A 24,045-nucleotide genomic window follows, 5' to 3' on the forward strand; every position below is an offset into this window, starting at 1 on the left:
CCGCACCGCCACCACCAGCGGAGGCTGCGGACGCCCGACCTCGGGAGGAAAATGTGTCCACACGTCTGACGCGCCGAGCACGTCGCTCCGTGTTCGTCATGCTCACCGGCGCGGCGTTGGCGACGCTGCTGTCGGTCACCTCGGCCGGTGCGGTGCCGGCGCTGCGCCCGGCCGCCGACCGGCCCGGCACCCTCGCCGCCGCCGACCGGCCCGGCACCCTCGCCACCGCCGACGTCTACCTGAAGGACACCCCGGCCGACGTCGGCCTCCAGCCGCACGCCCTGAACCCGTTGTGGGAGAGCGCCGACATCAAGGTCTGCCCCACCGCGGTCGAGTGCGCGACCAGCCAGAACCCGATCGTGGGCGTAACGAACTACATCTTCGTCAAACTGCGCAACCCCGGCCCGTACGGCTCGGGTCAGACGGAGGAGGGCACCATCCACGTCTACCGGACCACCCCGGGTGGGGGCGGGGCCTGGCCGGGCGACTGGACGGAGATCGTCTGGACGGCTGTCTCGGTCCCCGCCGGGGTCACCACGGTCGTCCTGCCGTGGGACGACGTGCCGGGGCCGGGCCACTTCTGCCTGGTGGCGCGCTGGGTCTCCGACAACGACCCGATGGTCGCCGAGGGCCCGGACATCGGCGTCAACACCCGCAACAACAACAACGTCACCTGGCGCAACGTCAACTCGGTGGCGCTGGGCGCGGGTGGCACGGCGCAGGTGCGGCCCTTCGCGATCGGCAACACGCTGCCCCGGGCGACCCGCAACAGCCTGGTCTTCAGCGAGGTCGGCGCACCGCTGCGGGTCGCCGGTGGCCGACTGGTGGCCGACCTCGGGCCGACGCTCTTCGAGCGCTGGGTCAAGGGTGGCCGGGCCGGCAAGGGCATCCGTGAGGTGGGACGTAACCAGGTGGAGATCGTCGAACCGGGCCAGGCCAGCCTGGACAACCTGACGCTGGAGCCGAAGGAGCGGATCGCCTTCTCGCTCAGCTTCAGCGCCACCACGGTGACCAAGGAGAAGATCGCCCTACGGGTGACCCAGATCGGTCCGGACACCAGCGGCGCCGAACGGGCCGACCTGGGCGGCGTGCGTTACGACATCACGGTGGGCCAGCGGGCCGGCTAGTCCACGAGGGGGAGGGACGGAGGTCGCGGCCGGGATCCCGCGACCTCCGTCTCCTGCTGTCTCAGCGCAGGCTGACCCAGGAGGTGACCACCGTGTGTCCGCCGGTACGGGCCCGGAACTGCACCGGCCCGGCGGGTAGCGAATCCATCGAGAAGTACCCCATCGAGTCGGTCGGTACGTTCTCGTACCGGCCGGCGGTGGTGCGGGCACTGACCCGGCCCAGACCGATCGGGCTGAGCTGACCGACGATGCCGGTGGCGGTCACCTCGATCTCGATGACCACCTCGCCGCTGCGGAAGGTCAACGTCCGGTCGGTGCCGCCGGAGCGCAACAGACCAGCCGACTCCCGGTCGCAGGCCGAGTCGAAGATGAGCTCGGCCAGCGCCAGCTCGGCGTCGACCGTACGCCAGCTGAACGCCGCCAACGCGGTGTTGAGGAACTCCTCCGAGACCGGCCCGGAGTCCAGCAGCGCCGCACCCAACTCGGCAAGCAGGGCGTCGTCAGCGGCGGGCGGCCACTGCTCCATCGCGTTCACCTCCGGTCGCAGGAGCCCGGCCCGCCACGGCTCGGACGTACTGGGCCAGTGCCGGGCAGTTGCGCAACTTGGCCAGGCACCGGGCCTGGGTGGGCCCGACACTGCCGACCGGCATGTCGAGGCGCTCGCCGATCTCCCGGTAGCTGGCCGGCGGGTCGGCGGCGAGCAGGGCGAGCAGTTCCCGGCACCGGGTAGGCAGTTGGTCGAAGGCGTCCCGGAGCGCCTGCTGCCGTTCGGCGCGCAGCAGGTCCTCGTCCGGGCTGCTCGCGTCGGCCAGCAGGAAGGCGCCGGCCGGGCCCTGCGCCGAGTCGTCGTACGGGTCGAAGGGTTGACTGCGCCGGCCGATCCGGACCTGCCGGTGACACTCCCGGCGGGTGGTGGTCACCAGCCAGGCCGGTAACGCGGCGGGCTCGCGCAACCGGTCGAGCTGCTCCACCAGGCGCAACCAGACGGTCTGGTTGACGTCGGCGGCATCGGCCCGGTCGAGCCCGTGCGCCCGGATCACCGACAGCACCAGCGGCGTGTACCGGCGTACCAGCTCCGCCCAGGCGCTCTCGTCGCCGGCGGCGGCGGCGGTGACCAGCTCGACGGGCTCACGCACGGGTGGCACCCGGCCGTCGTCGACGGCCCTCAACCGACCAGCACCCCGTAGTCGGGATGCCAGCGCGCTCCGGCGACGAGGGCGGCCCGAGCCGCCTCGGCATCCAGTCCGGTGCTGGTCATCAGGGCGGCGAGCCGGCCGGAGACGTGGGCGGTGGCGAACGACGTACCGGCCCACGCGGCGAAGCCGGCGAACAGCAGGCCCGGCTGACCGGGCAACCGCAGCTCCCCGTCGACGTAGGTGCTGACCCGGTCGCCCACCGCGCAGGCGTCCACCCAGGGGCCGTGGCCGCTGTAGTCGGCGGGCAGCAACCCGTCGGGGCCCTCGGCCACCGCCGCCACGGCCAGCACCCGGGGCGACGCGGCGGGCCAGGCCGGGCGGGCACTGCCGGCGTTGCCCGCCGCCGCCACCACGGCGACCCGGCGGGGCAGCCCGGCGAGGAGGTTGACAAGCGGCAACGGTGGCTGGTCGTCCTGGGTGAAGTAGCCCAGCGACAGGTTGACCACACTCACCTGCGGGTCGAGCCGACCGACGGCGGCCACCAGGCTCTCCTCGTCGCCGACGCCGGTGGCATTTAGCGCGGCCTCCGGGTCGAAGCGGACCCCGGGGGCGGCCTGCCGGACCAGGCCGGCCACGAAGGTGCCGTGGCCACCCTGCAACGCCAGCAGTCCGGCGCTGACGTACAGCGGGTCGATGTCGTCGGGTTCCGGCAGGTAGCTGCCGCCCAACCACTGCGGGTGGGCGGTGCCGGCGGAGGCCCAGATGCCGGTGTCGCAGACGCCCACCGTCACCCCGGCGCCCTCACCGAGGCGGGCCGGGTCCGGCGCCGGTAGGGCGGCGGCGGCCCGTGGCGGGGCTCCCGGGTTGCCCATGATGTTGCCGAATCCGACCAGCACGTGGTGCGGCTGCACCTGGGGGACCGGCTGACCGGGCCACTGTTTCGGGTCGCGCAGCTGGCTCACCACCGACGGGATCTCGGTCTCCCGGGCGAAGAGCAACCGGCCGACCCCGGCGAACCCGCTGCCCTCGGTCACCTGGTGTCCCAGGGCGCGCAGCCGGGCCGTCACCCGGGCGAGGTCCTGGCGGGCGACCAGCAGCTGCCGGGGCCGGTAGAGGAACTCCCGCCCGGCCACGGTGTGCCGGCGGACCGTCTTGTCCGCCGCGACGGCCTCGGCGAAGGCCCGCTGGTAGCTCTCCGGCGTCTGGTCGGCGGCGTGCGCCGGGCGCGGCCGGGCGGCCATCCCGAGGGGCAGCGCGGCGGCGGCCAGCGCGGACCACCTGACCACCTGGCGTCGGGAGAGTCGACCCGGCGGATGCGGCACGCCGGAACAGTCAGGCGACACAAGCCCTCCAGGTGGTGGAAGATGCGCGGCCGACGACAGCGGGGGAAGCCACGTTTGCGCTCTCCGCGCAGGGAGGCTATCTCCCGGCGTGACCCTCGGTCAATTGTCGGTCATCAATCGTCATCGGAGTGTCGGGTCACCGACGGATTGACCGGTGGTACGGGGTCGGGGATTCTGCATGGCATGGCCGACCGCAACCGATCCGGCATCGGCCCGGCGCAGTCCGCCCTGGACGCCGTCCAGCGGTACCCCCACGAGGCGCTCACCATCGCCCGCGCGGTGCTCGGGGCCACGTCGGACACCCACGAGCGGTCGACCGCCGAACGCGCCATCGGGCTGGCCCTGCGGGAACTCAACGACCTTCCCGGCGCGCTGCGCCACCTGCGCCGCGCGGTCCGGGCCACCGACGACCCGCGGCTGCGGGCGTTGGCCCGGATGAGCCTGGGGTACGTGCTGGCCAACGCCGGCCGCACCGTCGCCGCCCTGCGCGCGGTCACCCTGGCCCTGCCCATGTTGACCGGTGCCGACGCCGGGCGGGCCCGGATGCAGCGCGGCGTGGTGCTGCACTACCGGGGACACTTCGACGAGGCGCTGCGGGACTACGACGTCGCGGTGGACATCGCCCAACGCGAGGGCGACCTGCTGCTGGAGGCCCGCGCCCGCAACAACCGTGGCCTGCTCAACGCCCACCGTGGTCCGGGCCGCAGCATCGACGACCTGCACCGGGCCGCCACCGTCTTCGGGCGGCTCGGGTTGGATCTGGCCGCCGCTGACGCCCGGTGGAACAGCGGCATCGCCGCCGGACAACGCGGCGACGTGGCGGGCGCGCTGCGCTGCTTCGCCACCGTCGACGCCGAGTACCGCCGGCTCGCCGTGCCCCGGCCGGCGTTGCTGCTGGACCGCTTCGAGCTGCTGCTGTCGGTGCCGCTGATCGACGAGGCGGTCGAGGTGGCCACCACCGCCGTGGCCGAGCTGCGCCGTCGTGGCATGGCCTCCGACCTCGCCGAGGCGCTGCTGGCCCGGGCCCGCGCGGCGCTGCTGGCCGGGGACCTGGCGACCGCCACCGACGCCGCGGTGGCCGCCCGCACCCGGTTCCGCCGGCAGGGGCGCCGCACCTGGGCGACCTTCGCCCGACACGTCGAACTCCGGGCCGGGTACGCCCAGGGGGTCCGCACGCCGGCGTTGTTCGCCGCGATGGTGCGTACCGCCGGTCTGCTCGACGCGACCGGCTGGCCGGGACCGGCGCTCACCACCCGGATCGAGGCCGCCCGCCTCGCCGCCACGTTGGGCCGGGACCGGCGCGCGGCACACCTGCTGACCGTGGCCGCCACCGCCCGTCGCCGGGGCACCGCGCCGCACCGGGCCCAGGGGTGGTACGCCCTGGCGCTGCGTCGCCGGCTCGACGGCGACGAGCCGGGCGCGGCGCGGGCCCTGCGCCGGGGACTGGCGGTGCTGGACGGGCACCGTGCCTCGCTCGGTGCGACCGAGCTGCGCACCCACAGCGGCGCGTACGGCCGGGAGTTGGCCGCCGAGGGGTTGGACATCGCGGTGCGCAGCGCCGCCCCGGCGCGGGTGCTGGCCTGGGCCGAACGCTGGCGCGCCAACGCCCTGCGGATGCGGCCGGTCTCCCCACCGTCGGATCCGGCGCTGGCCAGCGCCCTGGCCGAGCTGCGGATGGTCAGCACCGCGCTGGAGGACGCGCTGCTCACCGGCCACCCGGTGCAGGCGCTGCGCCGCCGGCAGGCCCGGCTGGAGCAGCGCATCCGGGAACTTGCCCGGAGCGCGGCCGGTGGTGGGCCGCTGGTGACACCACCGGGGGTGCGCGCCCTCGCCACCGCCCTCGGCGACGCCGTCCTGCTGGAGCTGGTCGCGCACGGGCCCCGGCTGCGCGCGGTGCTGGTCCGCGACGGGCGGGCGACGCTGCACGATCTCGGCCCCCTGGCCGAGGCGGTACGGCTGGCCCGGCTGCACCGGTTCGGCCTCCGCCGGCTGGTCACCACCGGGGACCACGCCGACGCCCGGGCCCGGGTCGACCATCTCGCCACCGCCCTGGACCGGCAGCTCTTCGACCCGGTGCGCTCCCGGCTCGCCGACCGTCCGCTGGTGATCGTGCCGATCGGCGACCTGCACGCCGTACCGTGGTCGGGTTTGCCGACCTGCGCGGGCCGGCCGGTGACCGTGGCGCCCTCGGCGACGGCCTGGCTGCGCGCCGCCGGCCGGGTCGCCCCCGCCGGGCCGCCGGTGCTGGTCGCCGGGCCACGCCTGCCCGCCGCCGAGACCGAGGTACGCCAGCTCGGCGCGGTCCTGCCCGGCTCCCGGGCGTTGACCGGCGCGGCGGCCGCGGCGGACGTGGTGACCGACGCGTTGAACGGCGTGGGGCTGGCCCACATCGCCGCGCACGGCCGGTTCCGGGCGGACAACCCGCTCTTCTCCACCCTGGAGGTGGCCGACGGGCCGCTGACCGCCTACGAGCTGGAGCGGCTGACCAGCCCACCCGGCTGCGTGGTGCTCTCGGCGTGTGACTCGGGCCTCGCCGGGGTCCGCCCCGGCGACGAGGTGATGGGGTTCAGCGCGGTGCTGCTGGCCCTGGGCACCCGGAGCCTGATCGCCACCGTCCTGCCGGTGCCGGCCGACCTGACCACCGCGCTGATGCTGGACCTGCACCGCCGGATGCGGGCCGGTGCCGGGCCGGCCCTGGCGCTCGCCGAGGCGCAACGCGCCTTCGACGGGCCGCGCCTGGAGGCCGGGTCGGGTGGGGGAGCGGCGCACGCCACCGCCGCCGCCTTCGTCTGTTTCGGCGCGGGCTGAGAGTAAATCGATCGGCACTCCTCGATGAAATGTGTTAACGTTCACAGGCTGACCCGGGTGGGGTGCCGCCTGGTCGGGCCACTCGGACCCCGGTCTACCACCCTCGCGTACCAGCACCGGGAGGATCCATGTCACGAGCAGGCAGCCGCTGGAGTGTTGCCGCGACCGTCGCGACGGTCGTCGCCGCCGCCCTGGCGTTCGCGATCGGCCCGGCGAACGCCGAGGCGGACACCGGCGTCCGGGTGATGCCCCTTGGCGACTCGATCACCGACGGCTTCAATGTGCCCGGCGGTTACCGGATCGAGCTGTGGCGTCGGCTGGTGGCCGGCGGCCACCAGGTCGACTTCGTCGGCTCGCTCGTCAACGGGCCGAGCAGCCTGGGTGACCGCAACCACGAGGGACACTCGGGGTGGACCATCGCCCAGATCGACGCCAACGTGGTGAACTGGCTGCGCACGACGACCCCCCGCACGGTGCTGCTGCACATCGGCACCAACGACATGTACGGCGACACCTCGGGTGCCCCGGCCCGGCTCTCCGCCCTGATCGACAAGATCACCGCGACCGCGCCCGCCGCCGACGTGTTCGTCGCGACGATCGTCCCCCGCTCCGGCGCGGACAACCAGGTACGGGCGTTCAACGCGGCGATCCCCGGCATCGTGCAGAGCAAGGTCAACGCCGGCCGCAAGGTGCACCTGGTCGACATGTACAACGCGTTGACGCTCGCCGACCTGGCCGACGGCGTGCACCCCAACCTGGGCGGCTACGACAAGATGGCGGCCGTCTGGCACAACGCCCTGCGCGTGGTGCCGGGCAGCATCGGCGGCACCACCCCGCCGACCACCCCACCGCCCACGCCACCCAAGTCCACGCCGCCGCCGACCACGCCGCCGTCGGCCGGTGCCTGCCGGGTCGGGTACGCGGTGAACGCCTGGAACAGCGGCCTGACCGCCGAGGTGACCGTCACCAACACCGGCGCCACCGCGGTCAACGGCTGGGCCCTGGCCTTCACCCTGCCGGCCGGGCAGAGCGTCAGCAGCGGCTGGAACGCCACCATCGCCCCGACCAGCGGCGCGGTGACCGCCCGCAACGTGTCCTACAACGCCGCGCTCGCCCCGGGGGCCTCGGTCAGCTTCGGCTTCCAGGCCACCCACACCGGCAACACCGCCCGACCGTCGGCCTTCGCCCTCAACGGCAGCACCTGCACCACCTCCTGAACCCACGCCACCCGAGCGCGCCGCCGGACGACGCACCCGTCCGGCGGCGCGGCCGTCGGCGGGCGTGGGCGTCCGTGGTCGGCGGCGGGCGTCCGTGGTCGTCGGCGGCCTCGATGGCCGCGCGACCGGCCGACCGAAAACCCGAAACCCGCCAGGCGCGCCGCGCGGATCGGCGATGGTGGGTGCGCACCGGTCGGAAAACCGGGAGACCAGGTACGCGGCGAGGAGTGGGCGGTGTCGACGAAGGAGGTCGTGCAGGCGATCGGGGGCCTGCTCGACCTCGCCGGGGTCCTCGTCATCGCCGTCGGCGTGGCCCTGGCCACGGTGGTCTTCGTGGTCGGCTACTGGCGTACCCGGACGTTGACCGAGGTCTACCGCCAGTACCGGCAGGGGGTGGGTCGGGCGATCCTGCTCGGGCTGGAGCTTCTCGTCGGCGGTGACATCATCCGGACCGTGGCCGTCTCGCCGTCCTTTCGCAGCGTGGGAGTGCTGGCCCTGATCGTGCTGGTCCGGACGTTCCTCAGCTTCTCCCTGGAGGTCGAGTTGGAGGGGCGCTGGCCGTGGCAGCCGAGGCGCACCGGGGCAACCGTGTCGGCCAGCTCAGTCCCCGCCGAACCGCCCGGTGGTGGGTGAGCCGCAGTGTGGATCGGGATGTGCCGCTGGGCCAGCGCCGCCTCGGGAGCCCGCCGCCCCCGTGCGATGGGCACCGCCCCGCGTGGGGGTGTGAGTGGGGTGCCCCTCTCGACCGTAATCGTTAAGAAGGGGCCCCTCCTTTCAGACGATCATGCCGGCGGCGATGGTGCGGTTGGTGGACTCGTCGATGATGATGAAGCCGCCGGTGGTGCGGTTGCGGCGGTACTCGTCGGCCAGCAGGGGGACGGTGGTGCGTAGGTGGACCCGGCCGATGTCGTTGAGGCGTAGTTCGGTGGCGGTTTCGTCGCGGTGCAGGGTGTTGATGTCCAGGCGGTAGTTCAACGCCCGGATGATGGTGCGGGCGGTGCGGGTGGTGTGTTTGATGGCGTACTTCCCGCCGACGCGCAGGGGCTGGCTCTCGTCCATCCAGCAGAGCATCGCGTCGATGTCCTGGGTGGGGGTGGGGGCGTTGTGCGGCCGGCAGATCAGGTCGCCGCGGGAGATGTCGATCTCGTTGGCCAGGCGGACGGTGACCGACATGGGTGGGTAGGCCTCCTCGACCGGTCCGTCGGCGGTTTCCACCGCGCTGATGGTGGAGGTGAACCCGGACGGGAGGACCATGACCTCGTCGCCGGGCTTGAGCACCCCGGAGGCCACCTGCCCGGCGTAGCCCCGGTAGTCGGTGACGGTGGTCGACTGCGGCCGGATGACGTACTGCACCGGGAAGCGGACGTCGACGAGGTTGCGGTCGGAGGCGATGTGCACGTGTTCCAGGTGGTGCAGCAGCGCCGGGCCCTCGTACCAGGGCATGTTGGTCGAGCGGGTGGCGATGTTGTCACCGGCCAGGGCGGAGACCGGAACGATCGTCAGGTCGGTGATGTCGAGTTTCGCGGCGAACGCGGTGAACTCGTCGGCGATCGTGTCGAACACGGCCTGGTCGTAGTCGACCAGGTCCATCTTGTTCACACACAACACCAGGTGCGGCACCCGCAGCAGCGAGCAGAGGAACGCGTGCCGCCGCGACTGCTCGACCAGGCCCTTGCGGGCGTCCACCAGGATCAACGCGAGGTCGGCGGTGGACGCGCCGGTGACCATGTTGCGGGTGTACTGGATGTGCCCCGGGGTGTCGGCGATGATGAACTTCCGCCGCGGCGTGGCGAAGTACCGGTACGCCACGTCGATCGTGATGCCCTGCTCCCGCTCGGCCCGCAGCCCGTCGGTCAGCAACGCGAGGTTGGTGTACTCGTCACCCCGCGCCGCCGACACCGCCTCGACCGCTTCCAACTGGTCGGTGAACAGGCTCTTGGTGTCGTACAACAGCCGGCCGATCAACGTCGACTTACCGTCGTCGACACTACCCGCGGTGGCGAACCGCAACAGGTCCATCGGCCGACCGGCCGTCGTCGCCTCGGACGTGGCCACCCCGGCGCCCACAGTGTCGGTGCTCATCAGAAGTAGCCCTCCCGCTTACGGTCCTCCATCGCGGCCTCACTCACCCGGTCATCACCCCGGGTCGCCCCCCGCTCCGTGATCCGCGTCGCCGCCACCTCGGCGACCACCGCCGCCACATCAGCGGCATCAGAGCGCACCGCCGCCGTGCACGAGGCGTCCCCCACCGTCCGATAGCGGACCCGCTCCACGAACGGGACCTCACCGGCACGCGGGCGGATGAACTCGTTCACCGCGTACAACATGCCATCCCGCTCGATGACCTCACGGTCGTGCGCGAAGTAGATCGACGGCAACGGGATCTCCTCCCGACCGATGTAGTGCCACACATCCAACTCGGTCCAGTTCGACAACGGAAACACCCGAATCGACTCACCCGGATGATGCCGACCGTTGTACAACGACCACAACTCCGGCCGCTGGTTCTTCGGATCCCACTGCCCGAACTCGTCCCGGAACGAGAACACCCGCTCCTTCGCCCGCGCCTTCTCCTCATCCCGACGCGCCCCACCAAACAGGGCGTCGAACCGGTGCTTCTCCACCGCCTCCAACAACACAGGCGTCTGCAACCGGTTCCGCATCCCGTCCGCGGACTCCCGCACCAGACCACTGGCCAGGGCCTCCGGCACCGACGCCACCACCAGATGCAGCCCCAACCCCGCCACCCGCGCGTCCCGGTACTCCAGCACCTCGACGAAGTTGTGCCCGGTATCCACGTGCATCACCGGAAACGGCACCGACCCCGGCGCGAACGCCTTCTGCGCCAACCGCAACATCACGATCGAGTCCTTACCACCGGAGAACAACAACACCGGCCGCGCCATCTCCGCCACCACCTCCCGCATCACGAAGATGCTCTCCGCCTCCAGGGCATCGAGATGGGAGACCTGGTACACCGCCGATCCGCTGCTCAACGGAGCTCCTTCCGGGACGAGGGGACGACAGACGCGGCCGTGGCCACCGTGCCGGACAGGTGCCGGCGGTTGGCCACCGTGCCGGACAGGTGCCGGTGGAGGGCCGCCAGCAGCGGCCCGGCGAGATCCGTGCGGCAGACCAGCAGGTCGGGCAGGCGTGGATCGGCCTCGTTGTATTTCAGCGCAGATCCGTCGATCCGGGAAGCGTGCAGCCCGGTGGCCGTCGCCACAGCCACCGGCGCGGCCGAGTCCCACTCGTACTGGCCACCCGCATGGATGTACGCGTCCACCTCACCGGTCACCACCGCCGCGATCTTCGCCCCCGCCGACCCCATCGGCACCAACTCCGCACCCACCTCCGCCGCCAGCTCCGTCAGGAAGGCCGGCGGCCGACTCCGACTGGCCGCCAACCGGACGCGCCGGTCGGAGCGGTCCGGTCGGGCCGGTCGGTCCTGGGTGGTCAGCACCCGCAGCTGCGCGGGCAGCCCCACGGCGGCGGCGACCAGACGGTGCGAGGTCGGGGCGTCGCGCGCCCAGAGCGCCACGTGCACCGCCCAGTCCGACCGGCCCGCCTCGGAGAACTCCCGGGTACCGTCCAACGGATCGATGATCCACACCCGGTCGGCGGTCAACCGGCCGCCCGCTTCGGTGGCCACCGTCCGGGAGTTCACGTCCTCCTCGGACAGGACCGCGTCGGCCGGGCGGCACCTGGCCAGCTCGGTGCGGAGGAAGTCGTGGGCGGCGCGGTCACCGGCGGCCTTCAGCGTCGCCGGATCGTCGTGGCCGTGTGCGGCGCGTACCCAGAGCAGCAGTTCGCCGGCGCGGGCGGCGAGCCGGCGGGCCAGCGCCGGGTCGGATTCGGTGGGGTTCACGGGCTCCTCGGCTTCGGCGACGGGACGGGGGCGGGGGCGGGCGGTCGTCACTGGACCGCCCGACGGATGAAGCAGCGGACGCTGACCCAGGTCAGCGCCACCGCGGTGCCGGTCAGCACGGTCAGGCAGAGCCAGCCCGGCAGGTGCGGCACGTCCGGCAGGAGCGCACCGCGCACCCCCTCCGAGACGTACGTCATGGGGTTGAGGGCGGTGAGGGTCTGGTACCAGGGCACCGACGACAGTCGTGGCCACGGGTAGTGGATGCAGCCGGTCCAGATGATCGGGGTGAGGATCACCGAGAAGGTGACGTTGATCCGCTGCACCGGCAGCGTGGTGGCCAGGCTCATTCCGATCGCCGCGCCGATCCAGGCCCCGAGCAGCGCCGTCAGCAGGGCGGTCGGCAGGCCGGCCGGTCGCCACGGGGCCGAGCCGACCACCAGGGCGCCGAGCGGGTACACCAGGACGGCCGCGAGCAGCCCCCGGATGGTGGCGATCACCAGCTTGCCGATCGCGACCAGGCCGGTGGGCAGCGGGGCCATCAGCCGGTCCTCGATCTCCATGGTGAAGCCGAACTCCTTCACCAGGGGCAGGGCCACGCTCTGCAGCGCGGTGGTGAGGGCGGCCAGGGCGATGATGCCGGGCAGGAAGAGGTCGGCGAAGCCGGGCCCGACGATGCCCTGGGCGCCCAGGATGGTGTCGAAGACGAAGAGCATGAACAGCGGGGTCAGCCCGACCTGCAGCAGGATCACCCAGAGTTCCCGGCCGGTGATCATCAGATCGCGACGGAGCAGGGCGGCGAGGACCCGTGCCGGGTGTGGCCGGGGTCGGGGCTGCCACGCGGTGCGCAGCGGGGTCGGGGTGTCGACAGCGGTCACCGTGGCGCCCTTCCGGTCAGTTCGATGAAGACGTCCTCCAGGCTGGGTTCGCCGACGTCGATGGCGGCGAGCGCCGCCGACCGTCCGGTCAGCACGGTCACCGCCGCACCCAGCAGCGCCGCCGGATCGCCGGCCAGGTGCAGGCGGATGCGGATCCGGCCCCGCCCGTCCGGTGCCGACCGGGCCCCGTTCGCCAGCGCCGCCAGCGGCCCGGCACCGGCCCGGCCCGCCAGGCCCCCGCCGGTCGCGGCCAGGCCCGCCAGGTCCCCGCCCCCGCCGGTCGCGGCCAGGCCCGCCTTGCCCCCGCCGGCTGCGGCGCGGGCGGCGAGGGCCGCCCGCACCCCGGGTGGCAGGTTTCCCGGCCGTACGCCCGGTGGCAGGTTCGCGCCGGGCCGGCCGCCGCCCCCGCCGGTGGGCAACGCCAACCGCTCCGACTTGCGTACCCCGTCCAGCGCGGCGAGGGCGGCCTGCAACGAGTCCGGGTCGTCGGCGGCGGCCGGGGTGACGGTGAGGTCGAGGATCGCGTCGCCGGCCAGGCCCCGGACCAGGTTCTGCGGGGTGTCCAGGGTGAGCAGCCGGCCGTGGTCGACGATGCCGACCCGGTCGACCAGCCGGGCCGCCTCGTTCATCGCGTGGGTGGTCAGCACGATCGCCACCCCCCGCTCCCGCAGCTGCCGGATCTGACCCCAGATCAACAGCCGGGTCTGCGGGTCCAGGGCGTTCGTCGGCTCGTCCAGGAAGAGCACCGCCGGCTCGTGGGTGAGCGCGCGGGCGATCATCAACCGCTGCGCCAACCCCCCGGAGTACGCCTCCAGCCGCCGGTCGGCCCGCTCGGTGAGCCCGAAACGTTCCAGCAGCTCCCCGGCGCGGGCCTGGGCCTGCCGCCGGGGGACCCCGTGGTACGTGGCGTGGTGCACCAGGTTCTGCCGGGGGGTCAGCGCCCGGTCCAGGTTGTTGTGCTGGGGCACCACGGCCAGCTGGGCGCGGGCGGTGGCCGGATCCCGGTCGACGTCGACCCCGCCGACGACCACCCGGCCACCGGTGGGCCGCAGCCGGGTGGTCAGGACACCCACGGTGGTGGACTTGCCGGCCCCGTTCGGCCCGAACAACCCGAAGATCTCACCCGGCGCGACGTGGAAGGACAACCCGTCGACGGCGTTGGTGTCACTGCGGGGGTAGCGCTTGACGAGGTCGTCGACCTCGACCACGGCCGGGCCGTCTCTGCTGGGCATCGTGTCTCCTTCGCTGCCGGGGTCTCAGCCGCCCCGACGGTGCCGACGGTCACCCGCCGGCGGGTTTGGGATGGTCGTGGAAGAACCGCCAGATGGTTTCGGTGGCGTTCAGCGCGGTCGAGGGGGGATCGAGGTTGAGCAGCTGCTGCGCCCGGGGCGGGTTCGGCCGGCCGCCGGGCCACTGGTGACCGGCGTCGGCGATGGTGACCAGTTCGACGGCCCGCCCGTCGGGGCAGGTCGCGGTGGTGCGGGTGACCGGCCCGTCGGTGGTGGTCGTCGGCTTCGCGCACCTGTCGACGCCACGCCAGCGGGCTGCCAGCTCCGGGGTGGGTGGCCCGTCGATGCGTACCGGGTTGCGGCCGGTGCCGCCGTTGTCCCGGCGGCCGGGGCCACCGCCGTACGGCATGGTCTTGTCCTGCTGGCCGTGGATGTGCAGCACCGACACCGGTGCCGGGTCCGGGCACTGGCCGGTCAGCGTGGTCGCCACCGCGCCGACCGCGGCGAAGATGCTGGTGTCGCAGGCCAGCCGGTACGCCAGCAGGCCACCGTTGGAGATCCCGGTGACGTAGGTGCGGGCCGGGTCGACCGGCAGTTGGGTGCCGATCCGGTCGACCAGTTCGGTGACGAACCGGACGTCGTCCACGCCCTCGCGGGCCGGTGCGCCGCAGCACCCCGGTCCGGCCGCCCAGGCCCGCTGCACCCCGTCGGGGAAGGCGACGACGAAGCCGTCCCGGTCGGCCTGCCCGGTCCAGCCGTACGCCTGCTCGGCCTGCTCGCCGGTGCCGGCCGCGCCGTGCAGCATCACCACCAGCGGGACCGGGGCGCCCAGGTCGGCCGAGCCGGGCCGGTACAGCCGGTAGGTGCGTTGCCGCTGGTCCACCTCGATGGTGTGCGCCGACGAGCCGACGGGCACCGCCGAGGCGTCCGGGGCCGCCCCGGAGGGTGCCGCCGGTCCGGCGGACCCGGCGCCGGTCGACGAGCCGGCGGCCTCGGGGGCGTCGTCGCGACCCGGGGTGCAGCCGCCGACGGCGGCCAACCCGACCAGCAGAGTGAGCGTCGCGGCGACCCCGGCCGTCCGCGGCCGGCGGGACCGGTGGGCGGCCGACGTGACCGCGCCGGAGGAAAGGACAGTAAAGGGCATCATATGGGCACTTTCCCAGGGCTTTGTTCGAGCCAGGTCAGGACCACGCCAGGGTCGGGCAAGGACCGCCGGCCCGGTGGGTCACGCCACCGGGCCGGCGGGCCCGGTCACCAGAGGGTGCGCAGCCGGATCAGCTCCCAACCCCCCTCGGGTACGTCGTCGTCCGGGTCGGTGCGCAGGTTCATCGGGTTCGCCATGCCCAGGTAGAGGGTGGTGCCGTCGACGACCATGTTGCGCACGCCGTAGTTCAGGTAGTTGCCCACCCCGGCGTCGCTGACCGTGGTGGCCGGCTTGCCGGGCGCCGGGAAGGCGTACAGGTCACCGCCGTACACCGCCGGGGGCACCTGCGGGTCGGTCGAGGTGGCGGCCACCATCGGCGCGGTGGCCATCGCCGCGCCGACCGACGGGGAGAGCCCCTGCTCCTCGGCCGTGGCCTGGCCCAGCTCCTTGGCCAGGTAGCTCCAGTCCATGGTGCCCACGAAGAGCTTGCCGCCGGCCACCGCCATCTTCCAGGTGTAGTTGTTGTACGGGTTGCCGAAGCCGGCCGGCCCGTACTTCGGGGTCAACCCGTTGGACACCACCGACCACGCCCCCGCTCCGCCGTTCGCGGCCGGGTCGTACGCCGGCAGCTCCGAGGCCCCGTAGAGCAGCTCGACCTGCTGCGTCCGGGTGCCGAAGCCCTTGCCCCGGTGGATGCTGATCGCCCGTTGGGTGTTCTGCACGGTGGCCCGGATGCCCGCCTCGTCGGTCGGCGGGTAGATGCTCAGGTGCAGGGTGCTGGCCTTCAGCGGCACGTGCATGCTGCCCCAGTACAGGTAGCCGCCGTAGGAGGCCAGCCCGCCCAGGCCGTAGCTGCGGGCCACCACCGCGTCCGGTTCGTAGCTGGTGACGTTCCAGACCTGCTGCCAGGCGTCGGCGTCCTCCGGGTTCAGCCCCGGCGCGCCGGTGGAGAGCTTCGGGCTCATCCAGACCGAGGCGATGCTCGCCGGCACCGGCGTCGAGGGCGTCGCCGCGGCCAGCTCCTCGGTGCCGCCCGGCCAGGTGGTGACGAAGATCCGCCCCTGGTGGACGGTCAGGTCGGCGGCCTGCGCCGGCAGGGTCGCCACCTCGGCGAAGGCGAACGGGTCGGTCTTGCTGCCCAGCCAGCGCAGCACGTGACCCCGGTTGCCGCCGTTCGCACCCACGCCCACCCCGGCGTAGAGCGCGCCGTCGGCCACGGTGAAGTGCCGGATGTTGCCGTACGCGGGGAAGTTGCGCGATCCCAGGTACGCCCCGGTGTCGGTGTCGAAGGCGAACAGGTTGATGCTCTCGCCCAGCGCCGGGCCGCCGAGCAGGGCCACCCCGCCGTAGTTGCCGGCCGCCCGGATACCGACCGTGGTCTGCAACCGGCTCAGGTCGTCGGAGGAGGCGTTGCGTACCAGGTCGGTCTTCTCGGTGAGCCGGTTCGTCCGGATGTCGTAGCTGAACAGCCGGGGCATCCGGTGGTCACCGAGGGTGATCGGCAGCTGCGGGTTGCGCTTGGCGATCTGGCTCTCGCCGTACTCGCAGACCCAGTCGGCGTTGATCGCCGGCGTGGTGTTGCGCAGGGTCCGTCCGCTGGTGAGGCAGTTGACGTTGGCCCCGGTGCCGAAGAACAGGTTCCGTCCGGCGCGGGTCATCCCCCACAGGTACGCCTGGTTGACCTTGGCCTGTCCGGTGGCGCACGGCGGGCCGGCCGGGTACGGCTGCCCGATGCCGGCGAAACACTCGTCCGGCGCCGCCTTGGCCAGCACCTGCGGGGTGCTCGGTTGGCCGTTGACCGGACCGGCCGAAGCCGGCGCCGCCGGGGGAGCCGCCAGGACGACCCCGAGCACGAGTACGGCGGCCGACAGCCGCCGGGATCGGATCCGAAGTGGAAACACCTATTGCCTTTCGTTCGCAGGAGACAGGTTGCCGCCGGCGGTGGTCCGGAGTCCCGGCACACCGGCTGGCGGGTCACACGACGCGGGCGGGTCAGACGGTGACGGGCTGCGCGCGGTCGGCCGGGGCGACGACCCGCCCGGCGACCCGCTGCGCCCACCGGGTCGGCTCGCCGAGTTCCAGGTACGCCCCGAGCCGGGTCAGCTCGCCGACCGGATCGGCGACCAGGTCCTCGTAGCTCATCCGCAGCAGGTGCTCCGGTGGCACGTCGGCCAGCGCCTGCTCGGCCTGGCTGGACATGAAGGCGCAGAGCCCGAGGTAGCGGCGCAGGTCCGCACCCCGTTCGCGCAACGCCTCGGCGGTCAGCCGGTCCGGCAGGTACGCCTCCAGGTCCGCCGGCACCGTCTGGTCGGCAGGCATCGAGAACGGGTCCAGGCCGCAGCGGCCGAGGAACTCCACCCGCAGCTGGATCAGCTGGAACGACGAGTGCCGGCTCATCGACTTCGCGGTGTCCGCCCAGTTGCGGGTCAGGTAGACGATCCGGTAGCCGGGGTAGCTCTTCAGCAGGTGCGGGGCCAGGTGGCTGGAGCCGCCGGAGCGTTCCACCCAGTGCCGCCGCCCGGTCAGGGTGGTGAGCAGGTCGAGGAAGTCGCTGTGGTGCCGGGCCACCGACTGGGTGGGGAAGTCGGGCACCCGCTCGGCGAGCTGGTCGAAGAGCGCGTCCGGGTCGGCGGTGAGCTTCGACAGGGTGATCGCCATGATCCGGGGCAGCTCCGTCATCCGCCCCGCCCACCGGCCGGTGGCCGGGTACCGGACCTCCTTGGGCGGCAACCCGATCCGGAACAGGGTGGCCAGCTCCGCCTTCGGGCTGGCCAGCAGCGACCAGTACGCGGCGCCGGTGAGCAGCTCGGCGCTGCGCGCCCAGGGCGTCACCGACATGAAGAACTCCTGGGCCGAGAGGGTCTCGGTGTCCTCGGCGAGAAGGTCGGAGAGCAGCGTCGACCCGCAGCGACCGTTGCTGATGATGATCGACCGACCGATGTTCGGGTTGCCCATCGAGGGACCTCCTGGGTGTCGCGCTGTCATGGGGTGGCGGGGGTGGTGGTGACGAGTCCGCACTGCTCGGTCAGCCAGTCGAAGACGTGCCGGCGGACCGTCTGCGGCACGTCGATCAGGACCGAGTGCTTCTCGTCGGGTAGCACCACGACCCGGGTCTGCGGCAGCAGCTCCCGGACCGGGTCGGCCAACTCGCCCACCGCGGAGCGGCCGCCGTACAGGCAGAGCACCGGACAGTCGATCGCGGCCAGCGCGCCGGTGCTGGGCAGCCGGCTCGCCGGCAGCTCCCGGGCGAGGCTGGTGTCGGCCAGCATCCGGCCGGTGTCGGCGGCCCGCCGGGCGGCGATGGGACCGCGGCGGGCACCGATCTCGGCCAGCGCCGGCTCCTGTGCCAGCCGGGTGGCCACCCGGTCGAACCGTACCGCCACCCGACGCATCCACTCAGGGATCGGCGGGGCGGACTCCACGGCGACGATGCCGACGACCCGCTCCCGGTGGCGGGCGGCGTAGGCGAAGGCGATGGTGCCGCCGAAGGAGTTGCCGAAGAGCAGCAGCGGGCCGGTGACCGCCAGCTCGGCCAGCAGCGCCGCCAGGTCGTCCACCAGGTCGTCCAGGGTGTAGCCGGTGGCCGGGCGGGTGCTGCGGCCGTGCCCGCGCAGGTCGTACAGCACGGTCGGGAAACCGGCCCGGACCAGGGGCTCGGCCATGGTGAAGTACCAGCTGGCCATGGTGTCCGAGGCCATTCCGTGGATCAGCACCACGGTCGGCCTCGGCCCGGCCCGGTCGGCGTCGGGCCCATCGACGGGATCCAGCCGCTGCACGTGCAGCGTGATCCCGTTCGCCGCGACCATGGTCACCGGCTGCCCGCCCCGACCTCGTCGCCGGTCCCGTTGGCCTCGGCCTCGGCCAGTGAGCCGGCGATGTGCTCGACGAGCTGGCCGACCCGCAGCTCGCCCACGGTCTCCAGGTCCAGCTTGGCCACGAAGTGGGCGAAGTTGACCCGGTCGCCGTAGCGGGTCTGCAACCGGCCGGCGAGCGAGACGACGTCGATGCTCTCCATGCCCAGGTCGTCGCGGAAGGTGGTGTCCATCGTGACCGCCTGGTCGGTGGCGAAGTCGCCGAGGACGGCGTTGATCATCTCGGTGAGGTCGGCGAGGATGGTGGCCTGGGCCGCGGGCATGGTGGACGCTCCTTCTGCTGATCCGGTGGACTGACCTGGAGTGCCGCTGGCGCGGCCGGTGACACACGGCGGACCGGTCATGCCCGGGCCACCCCGGGCGGTGTGGCGGGGTCCGGCTCCGGGCCCCAGGTCCAGGCCACCACGTAGCGCCGGGCCGGCAGCTCCGGCGGGTTGGCGACCTCCCGGTGCCCTACCTGGTACGTCCGGCCGTCGACCTCGACGGCCAGGGCGGCCTCGGTGGCCGCGCGTACCTCGAACCGGCGTGGCCGACCGTCCAGGCCGGTGCCCTCGGCCTTGCCGACGGCCTCCTTCGCCGCCCAGAACCGGGTGAACCAGCGCTGTCGCGCCTCGGTGTCGGCATCGGCGAGGGTGGCCAGCAACGCCGCCTCCGCGCCGGTGAGCGCGAACGGGTACGTGCTGTCCGGATGCTCGGTGATCTCGGCGACGTCGATGCCGACGCCGGGTGCGCCGCCGGCCGCGTCGGAGGTCCGCAACCGGGCGATCGCCACCCCCACCTCCGCGCAGTGCGCGATCGAGACGTCGCAGTCGCCCAGGCCCCGGCCGGGTCGACCGCGCACCCACGGCCGGCCGTCCGGGTCGTTGCCGACGGTCAGCTCGATCGGATAGATGTCGGTGTGGCCGTCCTCCCACAACCGGGACCGGACCGCGTCCTTGGCCGCGATCCGGCCGAGCAGCCACTGCTTACGGGCCTTGGCCGGCTGCCGCTCGTACTCGGCGTAACCGGCGCCGCCGAGGATGCCCCGGGCCGCCATGCCCTGGGTGACCAGGTCGGTCCAGCAGTCGAAGGCCATCGTCCAGCCCTGCGGCTGCAGGTGCGACATCGGGTACCGCTCGGGGAAGCGCTCGGCGACCCGGGCCTGCGGGTGGCTGTCGAAACGGCGGTCGACCGCGCCGTCGATCTGCGCCCAGACCCGGCCGGCGAAGCTGAGCTGGGTGTCGGCCACGAGCGTGCCGTCGTCGATGGACCGGACCCGGGCCACGCACTCGAAGGCCCGGCCGGCCGGTGGGGGCGGGCCGAAGAACCGCACGTGGCCGAGCCCCACCGGCAGCGCCACCGTCCGGAACGGCTGGGTGGTGATCAACCAGTTGCCGATCAGCTGCAGCGCGTTGTCCAGCAGGGCGCCGGGCGGTACCGGTGCGGTGACCACGCCGCGCACGTGCCGGTCGCCGAGCGCGTGCACCTCGGTCACGCCCTGGAACTGCGGGCCGTGGAACATCAGCCGCTCGGCGTACATCTCGGCGGCGCCGAGCGTCGGCGGGCGCTCGGTGGCCGGGTCGTGCGTCCAGACCGCCGGCGGGGCCGGGTACGCCGCGCCTACCTCGATGGTGGCCCGGGCGTACCCGGCGAAGGTGACCGTGTACCGGTTCGCGCCGGCCTCCCGTACCACGATCTCGACGTCGGTCGCCGGCTCGGCGATCAGCCACCGGTTGAACTTGGCGTCGTGCACCGCCACCACCCGGGCGCCGGGCACCACCTGCTCCACCGCGTCCATCATGTGCGCGACCAGGGCGGTCGCCGGCACCACCGGCCACCGGTCCTCCGGGTCCGGCCAGTCGTCGGGTTGCACGAAGAAACAGTGGTCCAGCAGGTACGGCATGGTCTGCAGGGAGACCCGCAGGGTGAGCCGGCCGACCTCCGGTCCGGCCGTGGCGGGCCGGACCGGGCCCGCGCCCGCCCGGGCCGGTGCCACCGGCCGCGCCGAGGCCGGCGGTGGCGCGCTGCGGGCCGGTGCCGGTGCCGCTGGCGGTGCGGAGCCGGCCTGGGCGGGGCGGGCCTGGTGTGCGGGGCCGGGTGGTGTCGCCCGGCGGGACGCCGGTGCGGGGCCGGGTGGTGTCGCCCGGCGGGACGCCGGTACGGGGCCGGCCGGGCGTGGTGCCGGGCGGGTGGTGCCCGGGTTGCCGTTGGCGGCGGCGAGCACGTCGACCGCGCCCTGCGCGGTGTCGCGCAGCAGCGCCGCGAGTTCGGCGGCGGCGCTGGACTCCCCGGCGAGCTGGTGCAACGCGTTCAGGGCGGCGGCCGGATCACCGGCCGGCGCCGCACGCCCCGGTGTCCCGGTCCCGCCGGCTGCCGCCGGCACCGCCGTGGTGGCACCGGGTGCCGATCGGTCTGCCGTGGTGGCACCGGGCGTGGCGCGGCCCGCCGCGGTGGCACCCGACACCTGTCGGTCCGCCGCCGCGCCCGGTGCCCGGCGCGGGCCGGACCCGACGGCCGGTGCCGCCGGTGTGCCGACGCCCGGGTCCGGGTCCCTGGTGGCGGCGGTGGTCAGGCCGAGCAGGCCGGCCGCCTCCGGGCCGAGCCGCACCAGCGGGCCACCGAGGTCGAGCCGCATCCGGGGTCCGCGCCGGGTGGTCGCGCCGGTCTTCGTGGCCGGCGCACGGCCGTCACCGGTCGCCCCGGACCCCACCGCCGGGGCCGCGTGCGAAGCCTGCCGGGGCGGGTCCAGGGCCCCGAGGTCGGGGGCGGCACCCTCGACCCAGAGGGCGGTGGCGACCCGACGGAGCTGGTTCAGCCCGCCGCGCAGCGCCGTGTTCACCGGCATCGCCAGGTGGTCCCGGCCCCGCAGGTTGTCGCCGACCAGGGAGGCGAGCTGTCCCGCGCCCACCTGGAGGAAGACCCGGAAGCCGGCGTCGTACATCGCCTCGACGGTCTGCCGGAACCAGACCGGTTCCATCATGTGCCGGACGAAGACCCGGTTGACCTCGTCCTCGTCGGTCGGGAACGGTGCCCGCAGGGTCGCCGACCACACCGGCATCCGGGTCGGGTGCACCTGCCACCGGCCCAACGCCGCGCCGATCGAGGTCAGCCCCTCGGCGAAGGCCGGGGTGTGGAACGCCGACCGGAAGGGCAGCTTCTGGCACAGCACGTTGCGCCCCCGCAGCACCTCGACCAGGCGCTCCACCTGCGGCTCCGGGCCGTTGACCACCGACTGCGCCGGGGCGTTGTCGTGGGAGAGCACCACGCCGGGAAAGTCGGCGAGCAACGGCGTGACCTGGTCCGCGCCCGCGCCGACGGCGGCGAAGACGTACCCGGAGACCTCCACCGAGTCGGCGTTGAACAGCTCCAGGAACTCGTCCATCGCGGCGGTGCTCACCTGGCCGCTGACCGCGGCGGCGGTCCACTCACCGATGCTGTGCCCGGCGACGGCGTCGGGCCGGACGTCGATGCGGGTCAGCGCCTCGTGCAGCAGCTTGCCCACCTCGATCAGGCCGGCACCGTGCCGGCCCAGGTCGGCGGCGGACCACTGCCGGTCGGGCAACCCGAAGTGGGCGGCCAGGTCGGCGGTGCGCGGGGTGAACTCCGCCTCCAGTCCGGGGAAGACGAAGGCGAGTTTGCCCGCGCCGTCGGCGAGCAGCGGCCGGGGGGAGAACCAGATGTCCCGCCCGCCCCGCCACGCCTGCCCCCGGGCGACCGTCTTGCGGGCCACCGCCAGCAGCTTCTCCGTCGGGTTCACGATGCCCAGCCGGGCCCGCCCCGACGTGTCCCGACCGGAGCGGGCGGCCACCTCCGCGCCGAGTCGGCGTACCTCGTGGTCGTCGCGGGCCAGCAGCCCGGCGAGGCCGGCCGGATCCGGCGCGGCCAGCCAGAGCACCTGGTCCGGTTCGTCCACGGTGACCGCCCCGGCGGCCGGCGCGGTCGCCGCCACCTGCGGCGCACCCACCGAGCGGGGGTCCTGCTCGATGATCAGGTGGGCGTTGATCCCACCGAAGCCGAAGGCGTTGATCCCGGCCCGGCGGGGCCCGTCGCCCTCCCACGGCCGGGCGGTGGCGATCGGCGCGAAGCGGGTCGCCGCCATCTCGGCCCGGGGCGACTCGCAGTGCAGGGTGGGCGGCAGGACCCCCCGGTGCACCGCGAGCGCGGCCTTGATCAGACCGGCGATACCGGCCGCCGGCATGGTGTGCCCGATCATCGACTTGACCGAGCCGATCACCGGCCGGGTCCCACCGGTGTACGGCCCGAAGACCTCGGCCACCGAGGTCAGCTCGGCGGCGTCACCGGTCGGGGTGCCGGTGCCGTGCGCCTCCAGCAGCCCCAACGCGTCGGGTGCCGTCGGGTCCAGCCCGGCCGACTCCCAGGCCCGCCGGATCGCCAGCACCTGACCGGAGACCGCCGGGTTGAACATGCTCGCCGAACGGCCGTCGCTGGACACCCCGCTGCCGCGGATGACGGCGTACACCCGGTCGCCGTCGCGCTGGGCGTCGGCGTAGCGCTTCAGCACCACCACCCCGGTGCCCTCGCCGATCAGCAGCCCGTCGGCGGCGGCGTCGAACGGCCGGATCTCACCCTGCCGGGACATCGCCCGGAGCTGGTTGAACACCGACCAGAAGCTGATGTCGTGCACGTGGTGCACGCCACCGGCGAGCACCGCGTCCAGCCGGCCGTTGCGCAGTTCGGTGATGCCCTGGTCCACCGCGATCAACGACGAGGCGCAGGCCGCGTCGATGGTGTACGCCGGGCCGCGCAGGTTGAGCCGGTTGGCCACCCGGCTGGCGGCCAGGTTCGGCACCAGGCCGATCGTCCCCTCCGGCTGGTACGGGCCGAGCCGCTCGTCGAACTTCTTACGCAGCAGCTCCAGCCGGGCCGGGTCGACGTCCGGCACCAGCTCCCGCACGATGCTGATGACCTGACTGGACATCCGTACCCGCTGGGCGTACCGGGCCTGGGCGGGGCTGAGGATGCCACCCCGGCCGAGGATCACCCCGACCCGTTCGCCCTCGGGCAGCCGGTCCGGCCCACCGGCGTCCTCGATCGCCTGCGCGGCGACCTCCAGGGTGATCAGCTGGTCCGGCTCGATCTCGGCCACCGAGGCGGGCATCACGCCGAACCGCAGCGGCTCGAAGGTGGCGTGCTCGTCGACGAACCCACCGCGCCGGCAGTACATCCGGTCCGCCCGGTGCGCCTGCTCCGGGTCGTAGAACTCCTCGTCCCACCGGTGCGGCGGGACCTCGGTGATCGCGTCCACCCCGTCGACCAGGTTGCGCCAGTAGCTCTCCAGGTCACCGGCGGAGGGCATCAGGGCGGCCATCCCGACGATGGCGATCGGGTCGGTGCTGCTGCTCAAGTCGGTGCCGTTGCTCGGCTCGGTGGTGCCGTTGCTCATCGGTGCCTCCGGCGGACGGTCTGCTCAGGTGCGGTGCGGGACA

18 protein-coding genes are annotated in these 24,045 nt (G+C 73.7%); 4 read left to right on the forward strand and 14 right to left on the reverse strand.

Annotation, left to right across the window (positions count from 1 at the left end; translation table 11 throughout):
- Positions 1 to 53: 53 nt before the first annotated feature.
- Positions 54 to 1,127, forward strand: coding sequence for a hypothetical protein (locus tag GA0070617_RS14515; protein ID WP_139135666.1), 1,074 nt, complete (start codon positions 54 to 56; stop codon positions 1,125 to 1,127).
- Positions 1,128 to 1,188: 61 nt separating this feature from the next.
- Here the strand turns inward: GA0070617_RS14515 and GA0070617_RS14520 are convergent, their stop codons facing one another.
- From GA0070617_RS14520 to GA0070617_RS14530, 3 genes are read right to left on the reverse strand one after another with little or no spacing between them, the layout of a single operon-like run.
- On the reverse strand, positions 1,189 to 1,653 hold the full coding sequence (locus tag GA0070617_RS14520) for a hypothetical protein (RefSeq protein ID WP_091446411.1): 465 nt from the start codon (positions 1,651 to 1,653) through the stop codon (positions 1,189 to 1,191).
- Complete coding sequence (locus tag GA0070617_RS14525; RefSeq protein ID WP_091437718.1) at positions 1,628 to 2,263, reverse strand: RNA polymerase sigma factor; 636 nt, start codon at positions 2,261 to 2,263, stop codon at positions 1,628 to 1,630. The genes GA0070617_RS14520 and GA0070617_RS14525 overlap by 26 nt, the downstream gene beginning before the upstream one ends.
- A 29-nt stretch (positions 2,264 to 2,292) precedes the next feature.
- On the reverse strand, positions 2,293 to 3,585 hold the full coding sequence (locus GA0070617_RS14530; RefSeq protein WP_229688632.1) for a S8 family peptidase: 1,293 nt from the start codon (positions 3,583 to 3,585) through the stop codon (positions 2,293 to 2,295).
- Between the two features lie 204 nt (positions 3,586 to 3,789).
- On the opposite strand from GA0070617_RS14530, the gene GA0070617_RS14535 reads away from it, so the two are divergent.
- The 3 genes from GA0070617_RS14535 (at position 3,790) to GA0070617_RS14545 (ending at position 8,264) form a co-directional block, all read left to right on the forward strand.
- Complete coding sequence (locus GA0070617_RS14535) at positions 3,790 to 6,414, forward strand: CHAT domain-containing protein (RefSeq protein ID WP_139135667.1); 2,625 nt, start codon at positions 3,790 to 3,792, stop codon at positions 6,412 to 6,414.
- Between the two features lie 128 nt (positions 6,415 to 6,542).
- On the forward strand, positions 6,543 to 7,631 hold the full coding sequence (locus GA0070617_RS14540) for a cellulose binding domain-containing protein (protein WP_091437724.1): 1,089 nt from the start codon (positions 6,543 to 6,545) through the stop codon (positions 7,629 to 7,631).
- A gap of 234 nt (positions 7,632 to 7,865) precedes the next feature.
- Positions 7,866 to 8,264: a DUF1622 domain-containing protein gene (locus GA0070617_RS14545; RefSeq protein ID WP_091437727.1), complete on the forward strand. Its 399-nt coding sequence runs from the start codon at positions 7,866 to 7,868 to the stop codon at positions 8,262 to 8,264.
- A gap of 141 nt (positions 8,265 to 8,405) precedes the next feature.
- On the opposite strand, the gene GA0070617_RS14550 is transcribed toward GA0070617_RS14545, so the two are convergent.
- The 11 genes from GA0070617_RS14550 to GA0070617_RS32035 all read right to left on the reverse strand — a co-directional run bounded on the left by GA0070617_RS14550 (position 8,406) and on the right by GA0070617_RS32035 (position 24,002).
- On the reverse strand, positions 8,406 to 9,713 hold the full coding sequence (locus GA0070617_RS14550; RefSeq protein ID WP_091437730.1) for a sulfate adenylyltransferase subunit 1: 1,308 nt from the start codon (positions 9,711 to 9,713) through the stop codon (positions 8,406 to 8,408).
- A complete protein-coding gene (gene cysD / locus GA0070617_RS14555; protein WP_175440539.1) occupies positions 9,713 to 10,627 on the reverse strand; it encodes a sulfate adenylyltransferase subunit CysD in 915 nt (304 codons plus the stop codon). The genes GA0070617_RS14550 and cysD overlap by 1 nt, the downstream gene beginning before the upstream one ends.
- Positions 10,624 to 11,499 carry a 3'(2'),5'-bisphosphate nucleotidase CysQ gene (locus GA0070617_RS14560; RefSeq protein ID WP_229688371.1) on the reverse strand — a complete coding sequence of 292 codons (876 nt, stop codon included), beginning with the start codon at positions 11,497 to 11,499 and terminating at the stop codon, positions 10,624 to 10,626. Before GA0070617_RS14560 ends, cysD begins: the two co-directional genes overlap by 4 nt.
- A gap of 47 nt (positions 11,500 to 11,546) precedes the next feature.
- Positions 11,547 to 12,374 (reverse strand): ABC transporter permease, encoded by an 828-nt coding sequence (locus tag GA0070617_RS14565; RefSeq protein ID WP_091437736.1) that lies wholly within the window; start codon positions 12,372 to 12,374, stop codon positions 11,547 to 11,549.
- On the reverse strand, positions 12,371 to 13,606 hold the full coding sequence (locus GA0070617_RS31510; RefSeq protein ID WP_139135668.1) for an ABC transporter ATP-binding protein: 1,236 nt from the start codon (positions 13,604 to 13,606) through the stop codon (positions 12,371 to 12,373). The genes GA0070617_RS14565 and GA0070617_RS31510 overlap by 4 nt, the downstream gene beginning before the upstream one ends.
- A 49-nt stretch (positions 13,607 to 13,655) precedes the next feature.
- Entirely contained in the window at positions 13,656 to 14,747 is a 1,092-nt protein-coding gene (locus tag GA0070617_RS14575) for an extracellular catalytic domain type 1 short-chain-length polyhydroxyalkanoate depolymerase (RefSeq protein ID WP_229688370.1), read from the reverse strand.
- A 107-nt stretch (positions 14,748 to 14,854) separates the two neighbouring features.
- Positions 14,855 to 16,648, reverse strand: a complete 1,794-nt coding sequence (locus tag GA0070617_RS14580) for a hypothetical protein (protein WP_229688369.1) — start codon at positions 16,646 to 16,648, stop codon at positions 14,855 to 14,857.
- A gap of 91 nt (positions 16,649 to 16,739) precedes the next feature.
- On the reverse strand, positions 16,740 to 17,702 hold the full coding sequence (locus tag GA0070617_RS14585; RefSeq protein WP_091437742.1) for a sulfotransferase domain-containing protein: 963 nt from the start codon (positions 17,700 to 17,702) through the stop codon (positions 16,740 to 16,742).
- Positions 17,703 to 17,728: 26 nt separating this feature from the next.
- Entirely contained in the window at positions 17,729 to 18,553 is an 825-nt protein-coding gene (locus tag GA0070617_RS14590; protein WP_229688384.1) for an alpha/beta fold hydrolase, read from the reverse strand.
- 2 nt (positions 18,554 to 18,555) lie between these two features.
- Positions 18,556 to 18,882 carry an acyl carrier protein gene (locus GA0070617_RS14595; RefSeq protein ID WP_091437747.1) on the reverse strand — a complete coding sequence of 109 codons (327 nt, stop codon included), beginning with the start codon at positions 18,880 to 18,882 and terminating at the stop codon, positions 18,556 to 18,558.
- A gap of 77 nt (positions 18,883 to 18,959) precedes the next feature.
- Positions 18,960 to 24,002 (reverse strand): type I polyketide synthase, encoded by a 5,043-nt coding sequence (locus GA0070617_RS32035; protein ID WP_091437750.1) that lies wholly within the window; start codon positions 24,000 to 24,002, stop codon positions 18,960 to 18,962.
- Between the last annotated feature and the right edge of the window lie 43 nt (positions 24,003 to 24,045).

It is taken from the genome of Micromonospora yangpuensis (assembly GCF_900091615.1).
Lineage (GTDB): Bacteria > Actinomycetota > Actinomycetes > Mycobacteriales > Micromonosporaceae > Micromonospora > Micromonospora yangpuensis.